Genomic DNA, 20062 nt, shown 5'->3' on the forward strand with positions numbered 1-20062 from the left:
ACAAAATCACCAAACAGGAACGCAATGTTAAAGAGTTTGCACGTTGAAAACTTCGCTCTGATAGATAAAATTGACGTTGAATTCAGCGCAGGTCTGAACATCATCACCGGCGAAACCGGCGCGGGAAAATCGATTCTCATCGATGCGCTGGGCTCCACGCTGGGAGAAAAGATTCCGGCGGATGCCCTGCGCAGAGGAACGAACAAGGCGATCACCGAATCTCTTTTTGAAATTGGGCACTTGCGTCACGTCGTTGAATTCATGCGACAGACCGAAATCGACAATCTTGACAACGCTCTGATTTTGCGAAAGGAATCTTCCCAGAGCGGCCGAAACCGCGCTTTTGTTAACGACACTCCTTTCCCCAACGCGATGCTGGAGCAATTGGGCGAATTTCTCGTCGATCTCCACGGCCAGCACGAACATCAGGCATTACTCAAAGTCAAATATCATATTCAATACCTCGATGATTTTGGTGGTTATTCCGATTTGCTCATCGAAACCGGCCAAGAATACCGAAAATACACTCTGCTCGTCGAGGAGTTGCACAATTTACACAAAAAAGAGAAACAGTCTCGCGAAAAACGGGATTTGTACCAATTTCAACTCCAGGAAATTCAAGAAATTGATCCCCAACCCGGCGAAGAGAAAGAACTGATTCAGGAAGAAAAATTACTCGGAAACAGCGAAAAGCGATACCAGTTGTCCGCCGCAGCCGCCAACGAGCTTTACGACGCCGAGGAATCAATTTACGATCGGCTATCGCGGACTCTGGAAATGGTGGAAGAATTAGCGGCCATCGATTCGGAGCTGGGTCCCATTCGACATGACTGCGAATCCGCTCAAGTGGCAACACAGGAAATCGGCAAATTTTTGCAGAGTTACAGCCAGAATATTGAAATTGACCCCGAACGGCTGGAGCAAATCCGCGACAGACTGGGTCAATTTTCCGCGCTGAAAAGAAAATACCAACGAACCATCGACGAAATTATTCAGTACAAACAGCAGCTTGAGCAAGAGCTCCATCTGATTGAAAATTTGGAAGAAGCGATTTCTCGGAAGCAAGAGGAAATCCAACGCCAGCGAGAAATTCTAACCAAGCTTTGTCTGCAATTATCCGAAAAAAGAAAACAGGCTGCCCAGAAACTGGAAGCGGAAGTTCAGGCGCATTTATCCCAGCTAAGCATGAAAAACGCCAGATTTCAAGTCTCCGTGACCCAGATTCCGGACGAAAAAGGAGCTGTCGAGGTGAACAGCGGCAGAGTTCGCGCCAACGAACGCGGCATCGATCAGGTGGAATTTTTCATGGCCGCCAACCCCGGCGAAGACCTGAAACCCTTGATTCGTGTGGCATCCGGCGGAGAAATCTCCCGCATCATGCTGGCGCTGAAATCCTCGCTCGCCAGCGCCGACAGAATTCCAACGCTCATTTTTGACGAAATCGATATCGGAATTTCCGGGCGCATCGCTCAAGCCGTGGGGCTCAGTCTGAAAAAATTGGCGCAAACGCATCAGATTATCTGTATCACCCATCTACCGCAAATCGCCAGCATGGCTGACCATCATTTTGTCGTAGAAAAAACTTCAGCAAATGAAACCACGACAACCCAGATTCGCAAACTGTCCGCCAGTGAACACGTTTACGAAATTGCAAAACTACTGGGCGGCGAAACCGTATCCGAAGCCCACATCAATAGCGCCCGCGAGCTCATCGCCGAAGCGCAGCGGCTTGCCACTGATACAGTCTGATACAACCCATCTGGCGAAATTCCTCCCTCTTTTTTAAAAAAGAGAAAACTGCGTTTTTAAACGCGCCATTTCTTTTTATTTTTCAATTACTTACAAACTATTTATTTAAACCCTTATAAAATTATTGTCGTTACTCATTTTTGGAGCAATTTTTGCAACCATCGCACTACAATTGGTCGAATTACATTCACTACCAATTTTTTCACACGGGCTGAAGATCACAATTGCCGTTATTTTTCGAATCTCACTGGCAAACAGGCGCTCTTTCTTTTGTAAGCGCTGACAAAATTGAATTCCCAAAAAGTAAGTCGGAAAAATGGAAATTTACGATAAATTTTGAGGAGGAATCATCATGAACAACAGCAAAACGCTTATCCGCTCCTCCATTGTCTCATTGCTCATCGTGGCGCTGGGTCTGTTTTTGTTGTGTGTGAGCCGAGCTCCGCGCATTGAAACCAATGACTCAGTTGTGGGAAAAAGTGATGCCGGGAATGGATCTGCTGCTGACGAGCAAACGCTTATGGCTCTTTTGAATGAAGCTGACGGAGAAATTTCGCAATCAACATCAGCGACCGAGCTTTCCGCCGCCAGCGGACAACCAAATTCGGACCAAACCAATAGCGACAACGAACTCGGTTCCTTGCTGTCCGAAGCAAACGACGCCTTCGCCAATGATCCGTCGTCTCAAAGCAACGATGGGACGGATGAACTCATGAAATTGCTGCAAGACGACAACGCGGGACAAAACCAGCCCCTGCAAACAGCAGCAACGACGGACAATAGCCAGGATGTTGCCGCTAATCAACCGCAGGATGACTTAAATCAACTTCTTGGCGCATCCGACGGGCAAAATCAGCAAAACGACACGTCTTTGGCCGCCATCAACGACGAGATTCATCATCTGGAAAATGTGCTCAATGAAAAGACGTCCCTGAAACAGCAATTGCAGCAGCAAATTCAACAATACGATCAAAAGATTGCAAAATTGGAGGCGCGTTTAACTTCCCCGGCGTCCGAGAACAATTATTACGCCGGCGAACAATCAACTACAGACCAGGGCTACAGCGAAACCAGCGCCAGTTCGTCAAACATTACGCTCAATTCCAATCGGCCTATTGATGATTATGAAATTTCCTACAAAGACGCGCTGCAATTATTTAACGAGCATCGCTATCAAAACGCGATCGATCAATTTTACGCGTTATTGCAGATTAATCCCAACCACAAACTAGCGGATAATTGTCAATATTGGATTGGCGAATGCTACTATGCCCAGGGAAAATACTATCAGGCGATCGCCGAATTCAACAAAGTCGCAGCTTTCGACGCCGCCGACAAAAAAGACGACGCGCAACTGATGTTGGGATTATGCTTTTTGAAAGTCGGCGATACAGACGTCGCCCAAACGGAATTGAATTGGCTCATCGGCGCTTTTGCCAACAGTGAATATGTGAACAAAGCCTATCGCTATCTCAAACAATTATAACTTTTCTCATCAGGGGAGTTTTGAGTTAACAAACTCCCCTTTTTTTTCTTCAAATTCATCTTCGCACTTGCTTCTTGAGTTTTAGTTTATTATATTAAAAACATCCGATGAAATATGAAATCTCATGAAACAAACTTCCAGCACGATTGTTAGCGGTTGTTATTTTTAATTTTTATTGTCTTGTCTTTATTTAAGTTACAGCCACTCCACCAATCTTCAAACAGGGGACTTTATGCTATGGCAGAATTTATCCATTTGCACAATCACACCAGTTACAGTTTATTAGACGGGGCCTGCCGCATCAGCGATATCATTGAGACGTGCAAAGCGTTCAACATGGACGCTTTTGCCATTACCGATCACGGCAACATGTTCGGTGCGATTAATTTTTACATGGAATTAAAAAAAGCCGATTTGAAACCCATCATCGGCGCGGAAGTTTACATTGCGCCAGGAAGTCGACTTGACAAAACAAAATCGGACAAGCAAAAAGATACCTCCTATCATCTGGTATTACTCGCTAAAAATTTTGAAGGATATCAAAATCTGATGGAATTGGTTTCCATTGGATTTCTCGAAGGATTTTACTACAAACCCCGAATAGACAAAGACACGCTTCGCAAACATTCTTCGGGCTTAATCGCCATGTCGGCGTGCATGTCCGGTGAAATTGCCCGCAAAATCAGAAACAACGACATGCAAGCCGCCGAACGCGCCGCGTTGGAATATCGGGAAATATTTGGCGATGATTTTTATTTAGAACTTCAACGGCACGGGATTGAAGAAGAAGAGGCGGTCGTTCAGGGAATGGCAGAACTTAGCAAAAAACTCGGAATCCCAATGGTGGCGACTAATGACATTCATTACTTGAAGCAGGAACATAGCCGCGCCCATGAAATCTTGCTCTGCATTCAAACCGGCAAAACACTCAAAGACGCCAATCGAATGCGATTTAACACCGACCAGGTCTATTTCAAATCGCAGGACGAAATGATTAAGTTGTTTTCCGATTTTCCTGAAGCTATTGAAAATACGACAAAAATCGCCGACAAATGCAATCTCGAACTTGATCTTGACCAAATTCATCTTCCCAGATTTGATCTTCCCGAGGGTTTTCAGCATCTTTCCCTGGATGAATATTTGCACCAAATCGCCGAACAAGGGCTGAAAAAACGATATACGGAAATCACGCCGGAATTGAAGCAACGGCTGGAAAAAGAGCTTGACATCATTAAAGAAATGGGCTATGCCGGCTATTTTCTGATTGTGAAAGATTTTATCGACCACGCTCGCAAAGAAGGAATCCCGGTGGGCCCCGGCCGCGGATCTGCGGCAGGAAGCCTGGTATCCTACTGCCTGGGCGTCACCAATATCGAGCCCATGCAATACGACCTGCTTTTTGAACGTTTTCTCAACCCGGATCGCGTGAGCATGCCGGACATCGACATTGACTTTTGTTTTGAACGACGCGAAGAAATCATCCGCTACGTTAAAAACAAATACGGCGAAGACAACGTCACCCAGATCATCACTTTCGGTACCATGGCCGCACGCGGCGTCATTCGCGACGTCGCCAGAGTATTGGAGATCAATTTAGCGGAAGCGGACAAAATTGCCAAACTGGTTCCGCAGGAGCTAAAAATGACGCTCACGAAAGCGCTGGCCCAGGTGCCGGAATTGCGCGAAATTGCCAACAAAGGCGGCATTTACAAAGAGCTCATTGATAATTCGCTGGTTTTGGAAGGATTGCATCGCCATGCGTCCATTCATGCCGCAGGCGTCGTTATTACGCCGGGAAAATTGACCCGGTACACCCCCCTCTACAAATCGCCACAAAAAAAAGATATCACTACCCAATACGACGGCAAGACGTTGGAAAAAATCGGCATTTTGAAAATGGACTTTCTCGGGCTGCGCACGCTAACCGTCATTGACGATACGTTGAAACAACTGAAAGCGCGCGGGAAAGTCATCGATCCCGATCAAATTCCTTTGGATGATCCCAAAACGCTGGAAATTTTCAGCAAAGGCGAAACTGTTGGCGTGTTCCAATTTGAAAGTTCCGGTATGCGCAACTCGCTCATTCAGTTGCAGCCGCAAAATATCGGCGATTTAATCGCCATGAACGCTCTTTATCGTCCGGGGCCGATGCGAAATATTCCTGATTTTATCGATCGCCGCCACGGCAGAACGCCGATAACTTACGCTCATCCGAAACTGGAGCCAATTTTAAAAGAAACTTACGGCATTATTGTCTATCAGGAACAGGTCATGCGCGTCGCCAGCGAGTTGGCAGGCTTCAGCATGTCAAAAGCGGACGAGTTGCGGCGGGCGATGAGCAAAAAGATCAAATCAGTCATGGAGAAGCTCAAAGTTGAATTTATCGAGGGCGCCAGGGAAAACCGCCTTTCCGAAGCCGATGCCATTGAAATTTATGATTTGATTGAAAAGTTTGCAGAATACGGATTCAACAAATCCCACGCCGCCGGCTACTCCGTCGTCGCTTTCCAGACTGCCTATTTGAAAGCGCATTATCCGGCCGAATTCATGGCGGCTAATTTAACCAGCGAAATGACCGACTCAGACCGCATCGTGATCCTCATTGAAGAATGCAAGCGCATGGGACTGGAAATTTTACCGCCGGACGTCAATTTCAGCGATTTGAAATTCAAAGTCGAAAATGGGAAAATTCGTTTCGGCCTGCTCGCCATCAAAAATGTCGGCAAAAATGCTATTTTATCCATCATTCAAGCCAGAGAAAAAGAAGGTTCCTTTAAAACGCTTTTTGACTTGTGCCAACACGTGGACCTGCGGTTAGTGAATAAAAAAGTTCTGGAAAGTTTGATCCAGGCTGGCGCCATGGATTCACTCGAAGGACACCGCGCACAGCAATTTGAAGCCATCGATACGGCAGTTCACTTCGGCCAACGAATGGCGTCCCAGCGCGCCAATGGGCAGACGAGTATTTTTAGCACTGCGCCCGAGACGCAACATTTGGACACTCCCCCGCTTCCGGAAACTGAAAAATGGACGGAACGGGACAAATTAAATTATGAAAAAGACGTCCTGGGATTTTATTTTTCCGGCCATCCGCTGTCGCAATACGCATTTGTGCTCAAACTTTTTTCCTGTGACTCTCTGAAATCACTTCTGACTAAAAAGAATAACGATCCGGTGCGCGTAGGCGCCATGGTCACCCACATCAAAACGCATATCGACAAGAAAAAACGCATTATGGCATTTATCACCGTCGAAGATTTGACACAAGCCGGCGAAGTTGTCGTGTTTGCCGACGCCTATCAGAAGTACAAAGAACACCTTCAGGAAGACAAACTGATTTTTATCACCGGGAAAGCATCCTCTCAAGAAGGCCAAAAGTCGCCGAAACTCATTTGCGATCAAGTGATACCATTCGATCAGGTCTGGAATCAGTTGGGCGAAAAACTGCACATTCGAATCGACGCGGGAAACATGTCCCGGGAAAAAATTTTCAACATCAAAAATTTACTGACGCAATCCAAAGGACAAGTTCCGGTGTACATCAATGTCCGTACGCCGAAAAACGGTTCCTATGTTTTACGTTCGCGAAAAATTTTTACTCACTTGACACCCGATCTTGCCAATAAATTGGCGGAACAAGTCGGGAAAGATAACGTTTGGGTCGAGGGATGATTTTATCGTCTGGAAAGACTGTAAGCGCTTGCCGGAAAAAATTCTTGGCAAAGAAATGTAAATCATTTTTTGTATTCTGAAATTTTCAAGCCGCGTTCATGTGTCAAATGTAAATTCGCTTCAATTCTACGGAGGGCAAAATGAATCGTTTATTGAATCGGATGAAATCCACACTCTTGCCGCCAATGACCGGGTGGGATGAACTGAGAGAAGACGCCATTTCCGAAAAGGAATTGATTAAAAATTATTTGTTGTTCACTGCCGCAATTCCTGCGATTGCCGGATTTCTGGGATTAATTTTTTCCGGTGAAAATTTATTCCGTTCTTTGCTCTGGGCTGTTTTATTCTACGGTTTTGCCATCGCCGGCATCTACCTTCTCGCGAAAATTATGACCCACCTGGCAAGCAGCTTCAATGCTGAAGAAAATACGCAAACATATTTGAAATTGGCTATTTTTGCCTCAGCGCCGATTTTCGCGTCGTGCATTTTTTTCATTATTCCTCCGCTTTACTGGCTTTCGATTGTCGGCGTTTACGGCTTTTGGCAATTCTGGGTTGGCTACGAAAAAATCGTTTTGTGCCCGGAAGAAGAGAAATTCAACTTTTTCTTCATCAGCCTGGTAGCGTTCATTCTGATCACCATTCTCATATTTCTCATTCCGGCGCTCATAATGAATACAGCAGTTTATCTTTGATTTTTCTGTATTCAGAAATTCAGCGCATAGATCTCACAAAAATTAAGACGAGGTCTCTCACAAAAACCAAGGAGGCTTGAATGGAAGAAAAAGAAGTGGTGCAGCAAATGAGTTCTCCGCTCTACGACGCCAAAGGCTGGCTGAAATTGATCGGCATTGTTTCGATTATTTACGGCGTGCTGATGATTTTCACAATTGTGGGCATTGTCGTCTGCTGGCTGCCGATTTGGATGGGCGTTCTTCTCTACGGTGCGGCTTCCAAAATCGACGCTGCGCGTTCAACCGGAGACTCGACGGCGTTTCTGGAAACGATGTCCAAACTAAAAACGTATTTTATCATCAACGGAGTATTGATTCTCATCGTAATTGTTGGCATTGTCTTCGCATTTGTCGCTACCGGCGGGGCGATTCTCAGCGGGATCAGTTCCTTGAATTATTAATTTTCGCGCAAAAAAGCCGGTCCGACGATTCTGCCGGATCGGCTTTGACTTCAGAGAAAAAATACAATGAAAACACCGGTGCGGAATTTTGTTTCTCTTTAGTGCATTGGCCCTCTTCCGCGATGCCGGCGGTTCATAATTTTTTTCAAACCGATTGCCGACTCCCTGCCATCGCAAATGCCGTCGCCATCCCTGTCTATGAAAATATCAGATTTTCCTTTTTTCATCCCATGCTTCCCGCGTTTCTCAAGACGGTCGTCCACGCCATTAGCGTTTTTATCGACAAATCCGGACAACTTTTTTCCCTCTTTCTTGGCGGCATTTTTCGTCACATTTTTCTTGACGGCAGATTTATCTTTAGTGGTAATTTTCTGAGTTTTTTGCGTGCTATCCGGTTGCTGCGCAAACAACAAAACAGGAAACAAAAATGCAAAAAACAGATATGTCATAATTTTTCTTTTCACAAAATCACCTCAATTTGAGCCTAAATTTTTCATTTCAAAGCTCAATAATGTGCCGACGAATAATTTAAATTTCACAACCCAATTTCGAGTAAAGTGTCCAGACACGCGGCATAATTTTCACTCCCGTAAAATTGAATGTTTAGCTGCATTCCTACCTGACTTGCGCCGGGCAGGAAAAAATCCAATTCGCTCGCATGAGAACAAATGCACCGCGCGTGGTAGCCGGACGTGTCCTTCAAAAAAATGTGCAGCCAGCCATCGCCGATCACAGCGCTATCCTGAAAAGCGGAATAGCACGTACAATCGAACAGGAGGTGAAGTTTTAGCGTGTCATCACGGTAATTCCAATAATTCAGATAATGCCCCGAGCCTGCTGTCTCTGTAAATTCTTCGGAAAGCGTTCCCGCAAGTCCTTCGGGACAGCGGGAATCAATAAACTTTGTTGCTGACCATTCATTTTTTCCCGGAGCAGTAACGTCATTATTTTTGTTACAGGAATAAAAGCTCACAAGCAACAAGAAAGCGAAAGTTAGTAAATATTTCATTTTTGACGTCTCCAATTATGTTCCCGGATGAGGATGTCAAAAAACGTTACTCGTCAAAATAGCTTGAAATTATTCGCTCTTTTCCGGAAAACAACTGCCCACACTTTCTATTTAGCAAATTTTCCAGCCAAAATCAATATTTTTTTTAAATGTCCTGCTTCAATCTCCGTAATCATTAAAAATAAAATTCGAGTCCAATTGCCGCATACTGATTGCGATAGTCGTACCAGTAACTGTTCGATCTATTTTCTAACCATTGATAATTTACAGCTATGGTCACGGCAAATGCTGAAAAATTCAGATCTTTGCTGATCGTAGAATAAGCCACTTTTGTGTCATCAACCCGTAGGACATTTTCATCGTAAGTTTCCGAATCCGAATAGATGCCCTGTGCGGTGAAATTCTTTTTTGAAAAATACGCTGACAATTTCAATCTGATTGCCCAGGGAAAAATTTTCGTAATTTCCGCTCCGATGACGTCACTCTCGTAGCCCATGGGATCGTTGAAAATTTCCGATTCCTTGCTGTAACTATCGGCCACTCCTGTGATAAATCGACTGTTTCCGCCAACCAGACCTCTATTCACATACTGCAAGGCAACGCCAAGCGTGGGCGCCACAGACTGTGCCACGCGAACCATTGAAACAATCTGACTGACGGATGCGTTAACAAAATCGCTGTAAGCATGAGGCGTCATGAAGCCTCTTCCATGATCGTTATCCATGTAGCCGCGTTTTGACCCATGATTTCCGTTAGCGTTTGAGTTTTCTCGTCCCCACCCGGCGATTGCCACGGGCATGTCCATCATTAACGGAGCATCAGACAGTCCGCGCGTTTGGGAATTCTGGTAATTTTTATATTCAAAGTCCGCTCTGGCAATCAATATAGTTTTTGTCTGAAAGCTGCGATTAAAACCGATTCCCGCTGAAAATTTCATATTATTCAATTCCTGAACCTGATTGAAAAAATTCATTTCAGCGCGACCGCTCAGATTGATCGTAAAATTCTTCACAAAAAAACGATGCGTCACTTGCGCATTTGTATTCCAATAATCGTACAAATCATAACCTGTTTTATCGATCCGCTGCTCCGCGCTCAAGCTGAACATGGTCGTATCGCTTCCCGCCTGCAGCGTCAATGAATGCCAATAAAAATTACGATCCCTCATATTGGCAAAATCCGAATAAAGCCCCTCATAACTCAAGTCCCAGTGTTTCCAACTTCGCTCCGCGCCCAACAGCGCCGAAGAAACCCAACTTTTTTCCTGTTGCGGCAAGTGAAACGGATTATTGTTGTATTCCTGATTCAACGACATCTGGAATCCCCACTGACCAAACAACTTTGCCGATGACAAAAGAAAAATCAATGCGAGCAAAATTGGAAAATATTTCTTTTCCCTTTGATGCATTTCAAGACCTCATAATTCTACTAAAAAAACTCTTAAAGCAAGCTCCCTGTTTGATGCTTGAATTTGCGAGTCGATGCGACGCTTTCCTTCTCTGGCTGTGTTAGCGATTTAAAAAATGTTTTTTGCTCAGTTAAATGTTAGCGCGGGGAATAACTCATGCCTTCCCCACGCTTCTGACCAACCGGGAATATCGACGATTTTTCCCTATTTCATGAAAATCATCCTCCGCGACAAAGTTGTCTCTCCGGCGTGCAACTTGTAAATATAGATTCCCGAGGAGACTAAATTACCGGCGCTATTTCTGCCATCCCATTGTATTTGATGCATACCCGCGTTCTGAACGCCTTCGTAGAGAGTTCTGATCAATTGTCCGTTCAAATTATAAACCCTCAGACTCACCGAAGTTCCCGATAAATCGACACGATAGGAAATCGCAGTGCTCGGATTAAACGGATTGGGATAATTTTGCCCCAGCGAAATCTTTTCCGGCAAAACCGCTTCATTGATTTCGACGTCGGTCGTCGAACCGGCAATTGTGAGCGCATAATAGCTATTGACATCCTGCGTTTTAAAATAGATGATTTCTTGGTTGGGATCAATTTCAATCTGATTTTCCGAAAACCACTGTTGCGCGTTTTCATCCCAATACTTCAAAACAACATTTCCCTGGCGCAAAACTTTTGCCAGCGGCGAAATTGCAGAATCTCTGTTTCCGTAATGAAATGCAATGCGCAGACGTTTGGCAAAGCGAACAGGGACGCCTCTTCCCTGCATGCAGCGCCCTGAAGGATTGGAAAAATTCAAATGAAATCCAAACATGGCCGAATCTGGCTGCCCGGGCAGGCTATCGCCAAAAATGTGCATAAACTCCACAAACATGGAATCAGGGAACATCATTCCGCCGTGCCCGCCGCCATGCATTGCGCCTGGAGGAATGTCCATCCAGCTCAGACTATCCGTTGGGCAAAAAATTCGAACGGAATCGCGCCAATTTTGATGTACCCAACGACCAGCCCAAGGAGCGGGACCTGTCGGTTCGCGCCATGTCTGTCCGTCAATAGTATAGACAATAATTACTGGCATCAGGCGCCCTTCATTTATGCCGCCTTCAACCGTAACAATTGAACCAGCGCTCGGTTTCTCCACTCCTTCCGGCTGATACCAGGGCGGTCCAAAATTGAGAAAATAATCGGCTTCACCGTCATTATTTTCATCAAGATAATAGTGAAAATAAAAATACGTTGTATCGACCAGCACAGTACCGGTCACGGTCACTCTCTGCAATGAGTCAGGCCATTGCGAATGATGCCACCAATTTTCCACTGGTTCGCGCCACAGCATTCCATCAATTTCAAAAACTACGATTACCGGCAGCATGGGATTTTCGCGGACCAGCCCGACAATTTCCACAGTATCTCCGACCTGCGGGCGTTGCGCGCCGCTCTCCGGCTGATACCAGTCAGGACCGAATGCCAATCCGTAATCTCCGACTCCGTCGCCGTCAACATCGAGCAAGTAAAACATGTGGACGAGAGAATCCTGAACAACAACACCCTGCACCGTCACTGTTTCCAGCGAATCAGGCCAGGCGCGATTGCCATGATGGCGCCCCATGTCCTGCGCGGTCAACGGCAGTGAAAACAGGAAAAGTCCTGCCATTGCAACAGTCAAAATCCAAACTGCTGAGCTGTTTACATGTGATTTCATAAAGTTACCTCCATGTGATTTAATGATAAAATTGCAAATTCCCCGGCGCTACAAATCAGGCTGCCGGAGAATTTGCGTTGATTGGTTATTTATTCGGTTGATTCGCTCTGTTGCCTTTTGGCCCCGTGCCATCGCAGACGCCGGTGCGATTGCCATTTCCGACTTTATTGCCGGACCCAAACCCACCTCGTCGGCCATGTCCGCGAAAACCTTTTCCACTACCTTGATTGTCGTTAATGCCGTCACCGTTTCGGTCAATAAAATTTTTTCCCTGGCCGGCTTTTCGATTTTTGGGACCCGTGTAATCCGGATCAACGCCATTTGGAATTCCATCACCGTCGTGGTCAGGCGCGTTGTCATTAAAGCCGTCGCCATTTTTATCAACAAAATGGTAACCATGCTGCATTTTGCTGGGATCGACTGTGACTTGCTGCTGCGTCTTGACTTTTGCCTTAGTGTTATCTGTTTGCTGGGCAAAAACTGCCACGACAGAAAAAAGCAAAAAAACAAATAGACCAGCCAGTAGCGTTGACATTTTGTTTCTCATTCTGAACCTCCGTCGTTAATTTCAGTTATAGTTTCGCTTGTCATTTGTTACCGCTTATTCAACTACTGTGCCAGCATATTTTGTTTGATTTAATTCTTTATTTATTTGTAAGTTACAAACTTACTTCAAATTTTCCGTTTATTTCAATTTCGACCGCTTGGTCGAACTACTCGCCCCAATCGGCGAAAAATCAAAACATGAGAATGTTTTTTAACTTTATCAAAAACTGAACATAAAAAATTGGGAGAAGTATAAATTTCAACTCCATTTAATAATGCCTAGCGAATGATTTTTTCATTTTTAGTGTCTAATTATGGAGATACTTGTCAAAAATTTGGTTAACTAACGGCTAACAAAATTGCGCGAACAGGAACTTCTCCCAAAAATTGCCACAGGCGACATAAACGCATTCAAGCGATTATTTGAAAAATACCAGACATCGGTATTCAATCTCTGCTTTCGATTCGCCAAAAATCGGGAGGAAGCCGAGGATTTGTGTCAGGAGGTATTCTTAAAAATATTTCAAGCTGCGCATACTTTTCGCCAGCAATCTCGTCTCTCCACCTGGATTTACCGCATTACTGTCAATTTGTGTCTGAATTACAACAGGCAAAAAAATCGCTACTCATGGTTTTCGCTGCAAGACCTGGTAAAAGCGAAAAATTCATCCGAGCATGACATCGAAGACGTCACTCTGACAAATCCGGAAGAGAATCTCGAAATCTTTGAACGGGAAAAAATAGTTCAACGGGCAATTCAGTCGCTCCCGAAAAATCAACGCATTGCTTTAGTTTTGCAAAGATACGAAGAATTATCAGTGAAAGAAATTGCAGAAATTCTCGATTGTTCTGAATCTTCGGTCCAATCCCGGCTTTCGCGGGCGCGCGAGAATCTCGCAAAGAAACTACTTCCGTTAGCACAGGATATCTAACCGACCGAATGATTTTTCCCCGCGGTGTGTCTAATAATTATAAGGAGACCAAAAGATGAAATGCACAGCCGCAAAGAAAAAATTTATCGCCTTGATCGACGGCGAATTGACTAAAAATGAGAAGATTGCAATTCAAACCCATCTGGAAGTTTGTTCCAAATGCCAAGTAGATTTTGAATTTTTGAAAAAAATTTATATTCCTGCTCACGAGCTTAAGCCAATTGCACCCGCTCCTTTTTTGTGGCAAAAAATTTATCTTCGCCTTGCTGAAAGAAAACAGAAAAAAACTTGGGGATTTGGCATTAGTGAGTTCTTTCCCAGAATAGCAACTGCCGCTGCAATTTTTTTGCTACTGGTTACAGGAATCACGTTTGGGGTTTATCTGGGCAATTTTTCAGACAGCATTGTTGCTACCGACCAGAATACGACCGCGCCAACTGAAGAATTGGTGCGTGACGCCTATTTAGACGCTTTTGATACGATTCCGCCAGAATCGGTGGCCGGAGTTTATTTTTCATTACAAACTGCTGAACCAGATGACGGACAACAATAGAATTTTAGCAATTTTAAACAAACCGGAATAGTATAAAAGCCATGAAGAAAAAGCTTTTTATCCTCGGCCTGATTTTATTGACAATAATAAATTTATCGGCATTTGGCACTTTGACTTATCGTAAATACTGCCAGCGGAGCACAGCCTGCCCCATGACTGAAGCCAAATCGCTTCGCGGCCAGGCAATCTGTCAAAAACTACAATTAACCGACAATCAGATTAAGCAAATGCGCGAAATGAGCTACGGTTTCCACAGCAAAGCTGACAGTCTGGCAGATGTTTTGAAAGAAAAAAGATTAAAATTATTAGACCTTTTAAACGAAAACCACGCGACAAAAAGCCAAATTTTAACCTATGTCGATCAAATAAATCTACTGCAAAAGGATTTGCAATTTGAGGTAATTAATTATTTGCTCAATCAGAAAGAAATCTTGAGCCCGGAGCAACAAAAAAAATTCATCGATTTAATTGGAACACGTATGAAGAGTGAAACCGTCCATTTCAAATCCACCGGGTTCGATTTTATTGAAGGCACTTGCGCTCATAATTCTGACAATCCAAATAAATGTGATACAGTAAAACAAAACTAACTTTGAAAGGAGTCATCTATGAAATCATGGAAACTCATTGGAACTCTTGCGCTAGCTCTTGTGGTGTTGGCCAGTTTCACCGTATTTTCAACGGCTCAAGACAAAAAGCAGGACAACAAAACAAAAAAAACCACCGTAAAAGTGGAAGCCAAAAAAATTGACAAAACAAAATTAAATCAGAGTAAATGCACTCGGCACGCACAAAAAGACAAAGTCAGCAATTGTTTGAAAGGGAAAGTTCTGATCTCTAAAGATCACGATTGTGCGAATTGTCCCGAGGCTAACGCTGAAAACGCTACTGAATGTGAGCATGAGAAAACAAAATGTGAGCATGAAAAAACAAAATGCGAGCATGAAAAAGCAGAAAAGAAAACAAATAAAGAGAAAAAATAATTCTCAAATTTTCATCGTGGGGTCGCGTCAAAAGTAAATTTGGACCGCAACTTATGTCCCAAAAATGCATTTATTGTGGAGCCCAAACAATTATCTTTTGAGGCGACCCCTTTTTTATTTCATGCCCAATTTTTCCAGCCGTGACCGCAGATGACGCTCCGTAATTCCCAACAATCTGGCTGCCGCGCTCTGGTTCCCGCCGGACTGAGCAAGAGCTTCACGGATCATCTCTTTTTCGAATGTCTGCATTTTGTTTTGATAGCCGCCCTGAAGATGATAGGGATCAAGAATCGCGCGTTCGGATTTTGTTTTCATCTGGGCAGGTAAATCTTTTTGCGTGATTAATTCGCCGCGGCACATCACCACAGCGCTTTCGATCATGTTTTCCAGTTCTCGAACATTCCCCGGAAATTCATATTTCATCAGAAAGTCCAACGCTTCGCGAGTGATGCCTTTGACATCTTTTTCGTTTTGCTCGGCATATTTTTGAATAAAAAACTCGACCAAAGGCGGGATGTCCGCCTTTCTCTTTCGCAGCGGCGGGATCCAGACACTCACGACGTTGAGCCGATAAAATAGATCTTCTCGGAAATTGCCATCTTCCAACATTTTTTCCAGAGGTCTGTGAGTAGCAGCAATAATTCGCACATCTATTTCAATAGTTTCATTGCTCCCCAGTCGTTCGATTTGGCCAAACTGAATAGCGCGCAGCAATTTTACTTGTACCGACAGCGGAATGTCTCCCACTTCGTCGATGAAAAGTGTACCCGTATGCGCTTGCTCAAATCTGCCAATGCGTCGCTGCGCCGCGCCGGTGAAAGCTCCTTTTTCATGACCAAAAAGCTCGCTCTCCAGCAAATTTTCCGACAGCGCCGCCACGTTCACAATGACAAACGGTTTGTCGCCCCGCGGAGAGGCAAAATGAATGGCGCGGGCAATCACTTCTTTCCCTGTCCCGCTCTCTCCGCGAATGAGCACCGTGGCTTTGCTCGGAGCCACGCGCGCCGCTGTATTCAATACATTTTCCATCTCGCTGCTGCGTGAAATGATGCCTTGGAACGAATAGCGGCCCACAAGCTGCTCTTTCAGCGCCCGATTTTCCGCTTGCAAAGTTCGTTTTTCCGCCACGCGTTCAATCAATATTTCCAGATCGTCCAGATTGATCGGTTTGGTCAAATAATCGTACGCGCCAGATTTCATCATCGCAACCGCATTTTCCACGTTCCCGTAGGCTGTCATCACGACAATGTCGATCTCCGGGTTCAGTTCTTTGACGCGTTTCAGCACGGTCATGCCATCCATTTCGGGCATGCGGAAATCTGTCAGAACGAGATCAATGGCATTTTTCTCGGCAAGCGCCAGCCCTTCTTTGCCGTCTGTCGCCGTGAGAATTTTGTACTTTCGTCGCTGCAAAAAACTTTTCAGTGAGAGCAATTGGGCTTCTTCGTCATCAATGATTAAAATAGTCAATTTTTCCATAAAAAATGTTGTCCTGAAATATGCTTTTTTAGCTTAAATTTTCGGTTTTCTTTGCTTCGACGGGAAGCTTGATAATAAATTCCGCACCGCCCTGATCGCGATGACGCGCGGTGATTATACCGCCATGTTCAAAAATTATTCTTTGCACAATGCTCAGTCCAATGCCAGTACCTTTCGCCTTTGTCGTGAAATAGAGATTAAAAATTTTGTCCAAAATTTCCTGCGATATGCCAGTCCCCGTATCTGCAAAAGAGATTTTCATTTCATTATTTTTTATCTGTTCAGTTTTAATGATAATTTTTCCACTTTCTTTGATTGCATCAATGGAATTTTGAACCAGATTGATGAAAACTTGTTGCATTTGCATGCGATCCCATTTCACTTCGCCGTCCCATTGAAGATTCAATATCAACTCAATCTTTTGTTTCTGCAGCACATTCTGATATTGCTTTTTCAAAGATTCAAAAAAATCTGACAACTTAATTTTTTCCGGATGCACCGGCAACGGTCTGGCGAAGCGCAGGAAATCCTCCACGGTCTGGTTGATCCGACTGACTTCCTTGAGGACAATTTCCGCTAATTGGTGATATTCATCGGCTTCAGATTTTGGTTCAAAGTCTTTGTTGAGTTGCTGGACGATGGTGTTAATCGAATTTAACGGATTGCGAATTTCATGGGCGACGCCGGATGCCAGTTCCCCCATGGCCGACATTCTTTCCTGACGCTCGATTTGCGCTTGCAATTGAAGCTGTTCCGTCAGGTCGCGAATGACAAGAATGACATTTTCGCGATCGCGTTCATCTTGAAATTGAGCCCGCGACACGAGCAAAACCCGATTCTGATCTTTGATTTTGCATTCAATTTGCTTCATCGCTGATTCCGAGTGCAAAATTTCCTCGCACTGATCGGACGAAAATATTGTTCTTAAATCTTTGTTCAGTGCGTCCGAGGCTTTGATTTGAAAAATTTCTTCCGCAGCGCGATTCCACAGACTGATACGCCGCTCAGGATCGAGCACAATGATGGCATCGCTGACATTTTGGATGACGTTTGCCGAATACGTCTCCACAATTTGATATTGCTTTTCCAGCAAGCTGTAATTTTGCCTGATGAAAATAAAAATCATTACCACAAAGCCGAAAACTAACAAAATAATGCTGATGATGACAATTCTGCGGTAGAGCCGGGCTCTGATTTGATTCAGCGGTTCCATGGAAATTCCCAGTCGGAAGACACCCACAAAAAATTCATCAAAATAAAATGACTGCACAGCCTCGAAAATAGTTTCGGTCCCAAAGGGAAACTCGCGCGTGTGCAGCAAAGTATCACGTGTGGCACTCAGCAAAAACTGTGACTCGGTAATTTTTTCCATACTTTTCACGTCACCGCTGGCAGCAATAATTCCACTCGAATCCTGCAAAACCACGTAGCGAATACCCTTGTTCGCACTGATTTCTTTCAAGAGCGAACCGAAACCGATCTCGCGGCGGAATGCCAGTAACTCTGCCGCTTCCAGATTCAGCACAATTGCGCCGTGATTCTCCGTAGCAAGGGCAACAATATATCTCATGCCTTCTTCTTTTTCAGCGCGATGATAGCCGAGAATCAGCGTGTCCTGTTCGCCGCTAAAAATTGGCGCCAGATTTTCTCGTGCTGCGCTTTCCAATAAATCGCGCTTGTGCAATTGCCCATGGCTGGAATACATTAATTTGCCGTCATGGCGAAATATTTGAATGCGAAAAATATGATATTCTTCGGAAAACTGACGCAAAAATTTATTGTTAATTTTGTTTTGTTGCAACAAAAACTTGAGGAACATCGCGTCGTTGAGCAGGCGGTCTTCCAAAAACATTTCCAAATGATCGTAAGTCAGCAAAGCGTTTCGTGAGGACGAAATGACCGTCGCCAGCAGCGTGCTGGCATGTTCCTCCATCAAATCCAACAATTCTCTTTTGCTCTGATGCAGCTCGATCAGCGCCGACGAAAACATCACCAGCGCCAGAGCCAGAAAAACGAAGATCAGGCTTTTGGGCTGAAGAAATAAAATTTTCTTAAATCTCTTTCCTGCCATTCCATCCTCGCCGTTTTCAAGGCGGGTTTTTATATGAACTTGCAAAATCGGAATTATTTATTTTCACGTTAGAAAACGATGATCTCCTGATTTATTTCTTATTTTTTGCTTGAAGTCAAATTTCCCACAGAAATCATCCCATTTCTAAAATCATCTTCCAACTCATCCAAGCTGTAAACTTTCCCGACGTCCCGCCAGTAATTTCCGGTAATGTCAAACGCCCCGACGGGATATCCTTTTTCAATGAGATCGAGATAGACGTCGATGATGGAAAATCGTCCCTCGCGAGTCATCAGATCAAAAATTTTTGGCGAAATCACATGAATGCCGCAAAACCCAAGCCGACGCACCGATCCGACGGGCTCGCGGCGAATGCGAATGCGATTTCGGGAAACATCTTCGTGGCCGCAAATTCGATTTTTTTCATCAATCACCAGAAAACGCGTCGTTTTTCTTTCCTTCACTACCAGCGTGGCGAGACTTTTTTGCGCAAGGTGAAAGTCGGTCACTTCTTTGAGATTAACAGTAGAAAGGATATCCACATTGTGAACAATGAAAGGATCGCTGTCTCTCAAAAACGAAGCCGCTTTTCGAATGCCGCCGCCGGTGCCCAGAATCTCTGGTTCAAAAGAAAATTCGACATGAATATCAAATGAGTTATTTTTTCTGACAAAATCTTTGATTTGCTCGGGGAAATGGTGCAGATTGATGACGATTTCCGTGACGCCGCAATTTTTCAATTTAGGAATGATAAATTCCAACATCGGAATGCCGTGCACAGGGACCAGCGCTTTGGGGATAGTCTCAGTCAATGGCTTAAGCCGTGTGCCGAATCCGGCAGCTAAAATCATCGCTTTCATGGCTGGCCTCGCTCCAATTCGGCGTGGTGCAATCTCACCGTAATCGACTTCTCAGCCAAATATTCTCGCATGCGTTCCGCACAATACACCGAACGATGTTGGCCGCCGGTGCAGCCGAATGAAATCATCAAATGGGCAAATCCTCGCTCGCGATAATTCTCAATAGCAAGATCAATAATTTTTTTTGCCGCCTGTAAAAATTCACTCACCTGCGGATATTTTTCCAGATAAGAAATAACTTCTGCATCTTTTCCGGTCAAATCAGCATATTCCGGCTCCCTGCCCGGATTGGGCAAAAAACGGCAATCAAACACAAAGCCCCCGTTGTTTCCGGTATCGTCCTTGGGAATGCCCGATTTTTGATAACCAAAACTGAAAAGATCAACCACCAAATCTGTCACTGTTCTTCTCCCATGCGGTACAATTCTTCGTCAACAACAAGTCCCTCGTAAATGCGGCGCAGCGTCGGTAT

General features: G+C 44.6%; 18 protein-coding genes. 9 read left to right on the forward strand and 9 right to left on the reverse strand.

The annotated features are described in order from the left end of the window. Positions 1-24: 24 nt before the first annotated feature. The 5 genes from recN (at position 25) to GXO74_02505 (ending at position 8042) form a co-directional block, all read left to right on the forward strand. Positions 25-1749 (forward strand): DNA repair protein RecN, encoded by a 1725-nt coding sequence (recN, locus tag GXO74_02485; GenBank protein ID NOZ60526.1) that lies wholly within the window; start codon positions 25-27, stop codon positions 1747-1749. Positions 1750-2101: 352 nt separating this feature from the next. Beyond that, positions 2102-3235, forward strand: coding sequence for a tetratricopeptide repeat protein (locus tag GXO74_02490; GenBank protein NOZ60527.1), 1134 nt, complete (start codon positions 2102-2104; stop codon positions 3233-3235). Between the two features lie 237 nt (positions 3236-3472). Next, entirely contained in the window at positions 3473-6907 is a 3435-nt protein-coding gene (locus tag GXO74_02495; protein NOZ60528.1) for a DNA polymerase III subunit alpha, read from the forward strand. A 140-nt stretch (positions 6908-7047) separates the two neighbouring features. Then, positions 7048-7602, forward strand: coding sequence for a hypothetical protein (locus GXO74_02500; protein ID NOZ60529.1), 555 nt, complete (start codon positions 7048-7050; stop codon positions 7600-7602). Positions 7603-7682: 80 nt separating this feature from the next. Further along, entirely contained in the window at positions 7683-8042 is a 360-nt protein-coding gene (locus GXO74_02505) for a DUF5362 domain-containing protein (GenBank protein NOZ60530.1), read from the forward strand. A gap of 98 nt (positions 8043-8140) precedes the next feature. Here GXO74_02505 and GXO74_02510 read toward each other — a convergent pair whose 3' ends face one another. From GXO74_02510 to GXO74_02530, 5 genes are all read right to left on the reverse strand, one after another. After that, positions 8141-8506: a hypothetical protein gene (locus GXO74_02510; protein ID NOZ60531.1), complete on the reverse strand. Its 366-nt coding sequence runs from the start codon at positions 8504-8506 to the stop codon at positions 8141-8143. A gap of 71 nt (positions 8507-8577) precedes the next feature. Then, entirely contained in the window at positions 8578-9051 is a 474-nt protein-coding gene (locus GXO74_02515; GenBank protein NOZ60532.1) for a hypothetical protein, read from the reverse strand. Between the two features lie 175 nt (positions 9052-9226). Continuing rightward, a complete protein-coding gene (locus GXO74_02520) occupies positions 9227-10459 on the reverse strand; it encodes a hypothetical protein (protein NOZ60533.1) in 1233 nt (410 codons plus the stop codon). A gap of 204 nt (positions 10460-10663) precedes the next feature. Next, positions 10664-12166, reverse strand: coding sequence for a T9SS type A sorting domain-containing protein (locus GXO74_02525; protein NOZ60534.1), 1503 nt, complete (start codon positions 12164-12166; stop codon positions 10664-10666). An 85-nt stretch (positions 12167-12251) separates the two neighbouring features. Next, positions 12252-12713: a hypothetical protein gene (locus GXO74_02530; GenBank protein ID NOZ60535.1), complete on the reverse strand. Its 462-nt coding sequence runs from the start codon at positions 12711-12713 to the stop codon at positions 12252-12254. A gap of 358 nt (positions 12714-13071) precedes the next feature. On the opposite strand from GXO74_02530, the gene GXO74_02535 reads away from it, so the two are divergent. The 4 genes from GXO74_02535 to GXO74_02550 are packed head-to-tail and all read left to right on the forward strand — an operon-like array spanning position 13072 to position 15180. Further along, positions 13072-13644: a sigma-70 family RNA polymerase sigma factor gene (locus GXO74_02535; GenBank protein ID NOZ60536.1), complete on the forward strand. Its 573-nt coding sequence runs from the start codon at positions 13072-13074 to the stop codon at positions 13642-13644. Between the two features lie 55 nt (positions 13645-13699). Further along, the gene (locus GXO74_02540) at positions 13700-14197 is read left to right on the forward strand and encodes a zf-HC2 domain-containing protein (protein NOZ60537.1); all 498 of its coding nucleotides are present in this window, start codon (positions 13700-13702) and stop codon (positions 14195-14197) included. Between the two features lie 41 nt (positions 14198-14238). Beyond that, positions 14239-14787: a hypothetical protein gene (locus GXO74_02545; protein ID NOZ60538.1), complete on the forward strand. Its 549-nt coding sequence runs from the start codon at positions 14239-14241 to the stop codon at positions 14785-14787. Between the two features lie 18 nt (positions 14788-14805). After that, entirely contained in the window at positions 14806-15180 is a 375-nt protein-coding gene (locus GXO74_02550; protein NOZ60539.1) for a hypothetical protein, read from the forward strand. Positions 15181-15294: 114 nt separating this feature from the next. On the opposite strand, the gene GXO74_02555 is transcribed toward GXO74_02550, so the two are convergent. From GXO74_02555 to GXO74_02570, 4 genes are all read right to left on the reverse strand, one after another. Continuing rightward, positions 15295-16659: a sigma-54-dependent Fis family transcriptional regulator gene (locus GXO74_02555; protein ID NOZ60540.1), complete on the reverse strand. Its 1365-nt coding sequence runs from the start codon at positions 16657-16659 to the stop codon at positions 15295-15297. 28 nt (positions 16660-16687) lie between these two features. Beyond that, positions 16688-18730, reverse strand: a complete 2043-nt coding sequence (locus tag GXO74_02560; protein NOZ60541.1) for a PAS domain-containing protein — start codon at positions 18728-18730, stop codon at positions 16688-16690. Positions 18731-18828: 98 nt separating this feature from the next. Then, the gene (locus tag GXO74_02565; GenBank protein ID NOZ60542.1) at positions 18829-19590 is read right to left on the reverse strand and encodes a nucleotidyltransferase family protein; all 762 of its coding nucleotides are present in this window, start codon (positions 19588-19590) and stop codon (positions 18829-18831) included. After that, on the reverse strand, positions 19587-19991 hold the full coding sequence (locus GXO74_02570) for an ATP-binding protein (protein ID NOZ60543.1): 405 nt from the start codon (positions 19989-19991) through the stop codon (positions 19587-19589). Before GXO74_02570 ends, GXO74_02565 begins: the two co-directional genes overlap by 4 nt. Positions 19992-20062: the final 71 nt, after the last annotated feature.

It is taken from the genome of Calditrichota bacterium (assembly GCA_013152715.1).
Lineage (GTDB): Bacteria > Zhuqueibacterota > Zhuqueibacteria > Thermofontimicrobiales > Thermofontimicrobiaceae > 4484-87.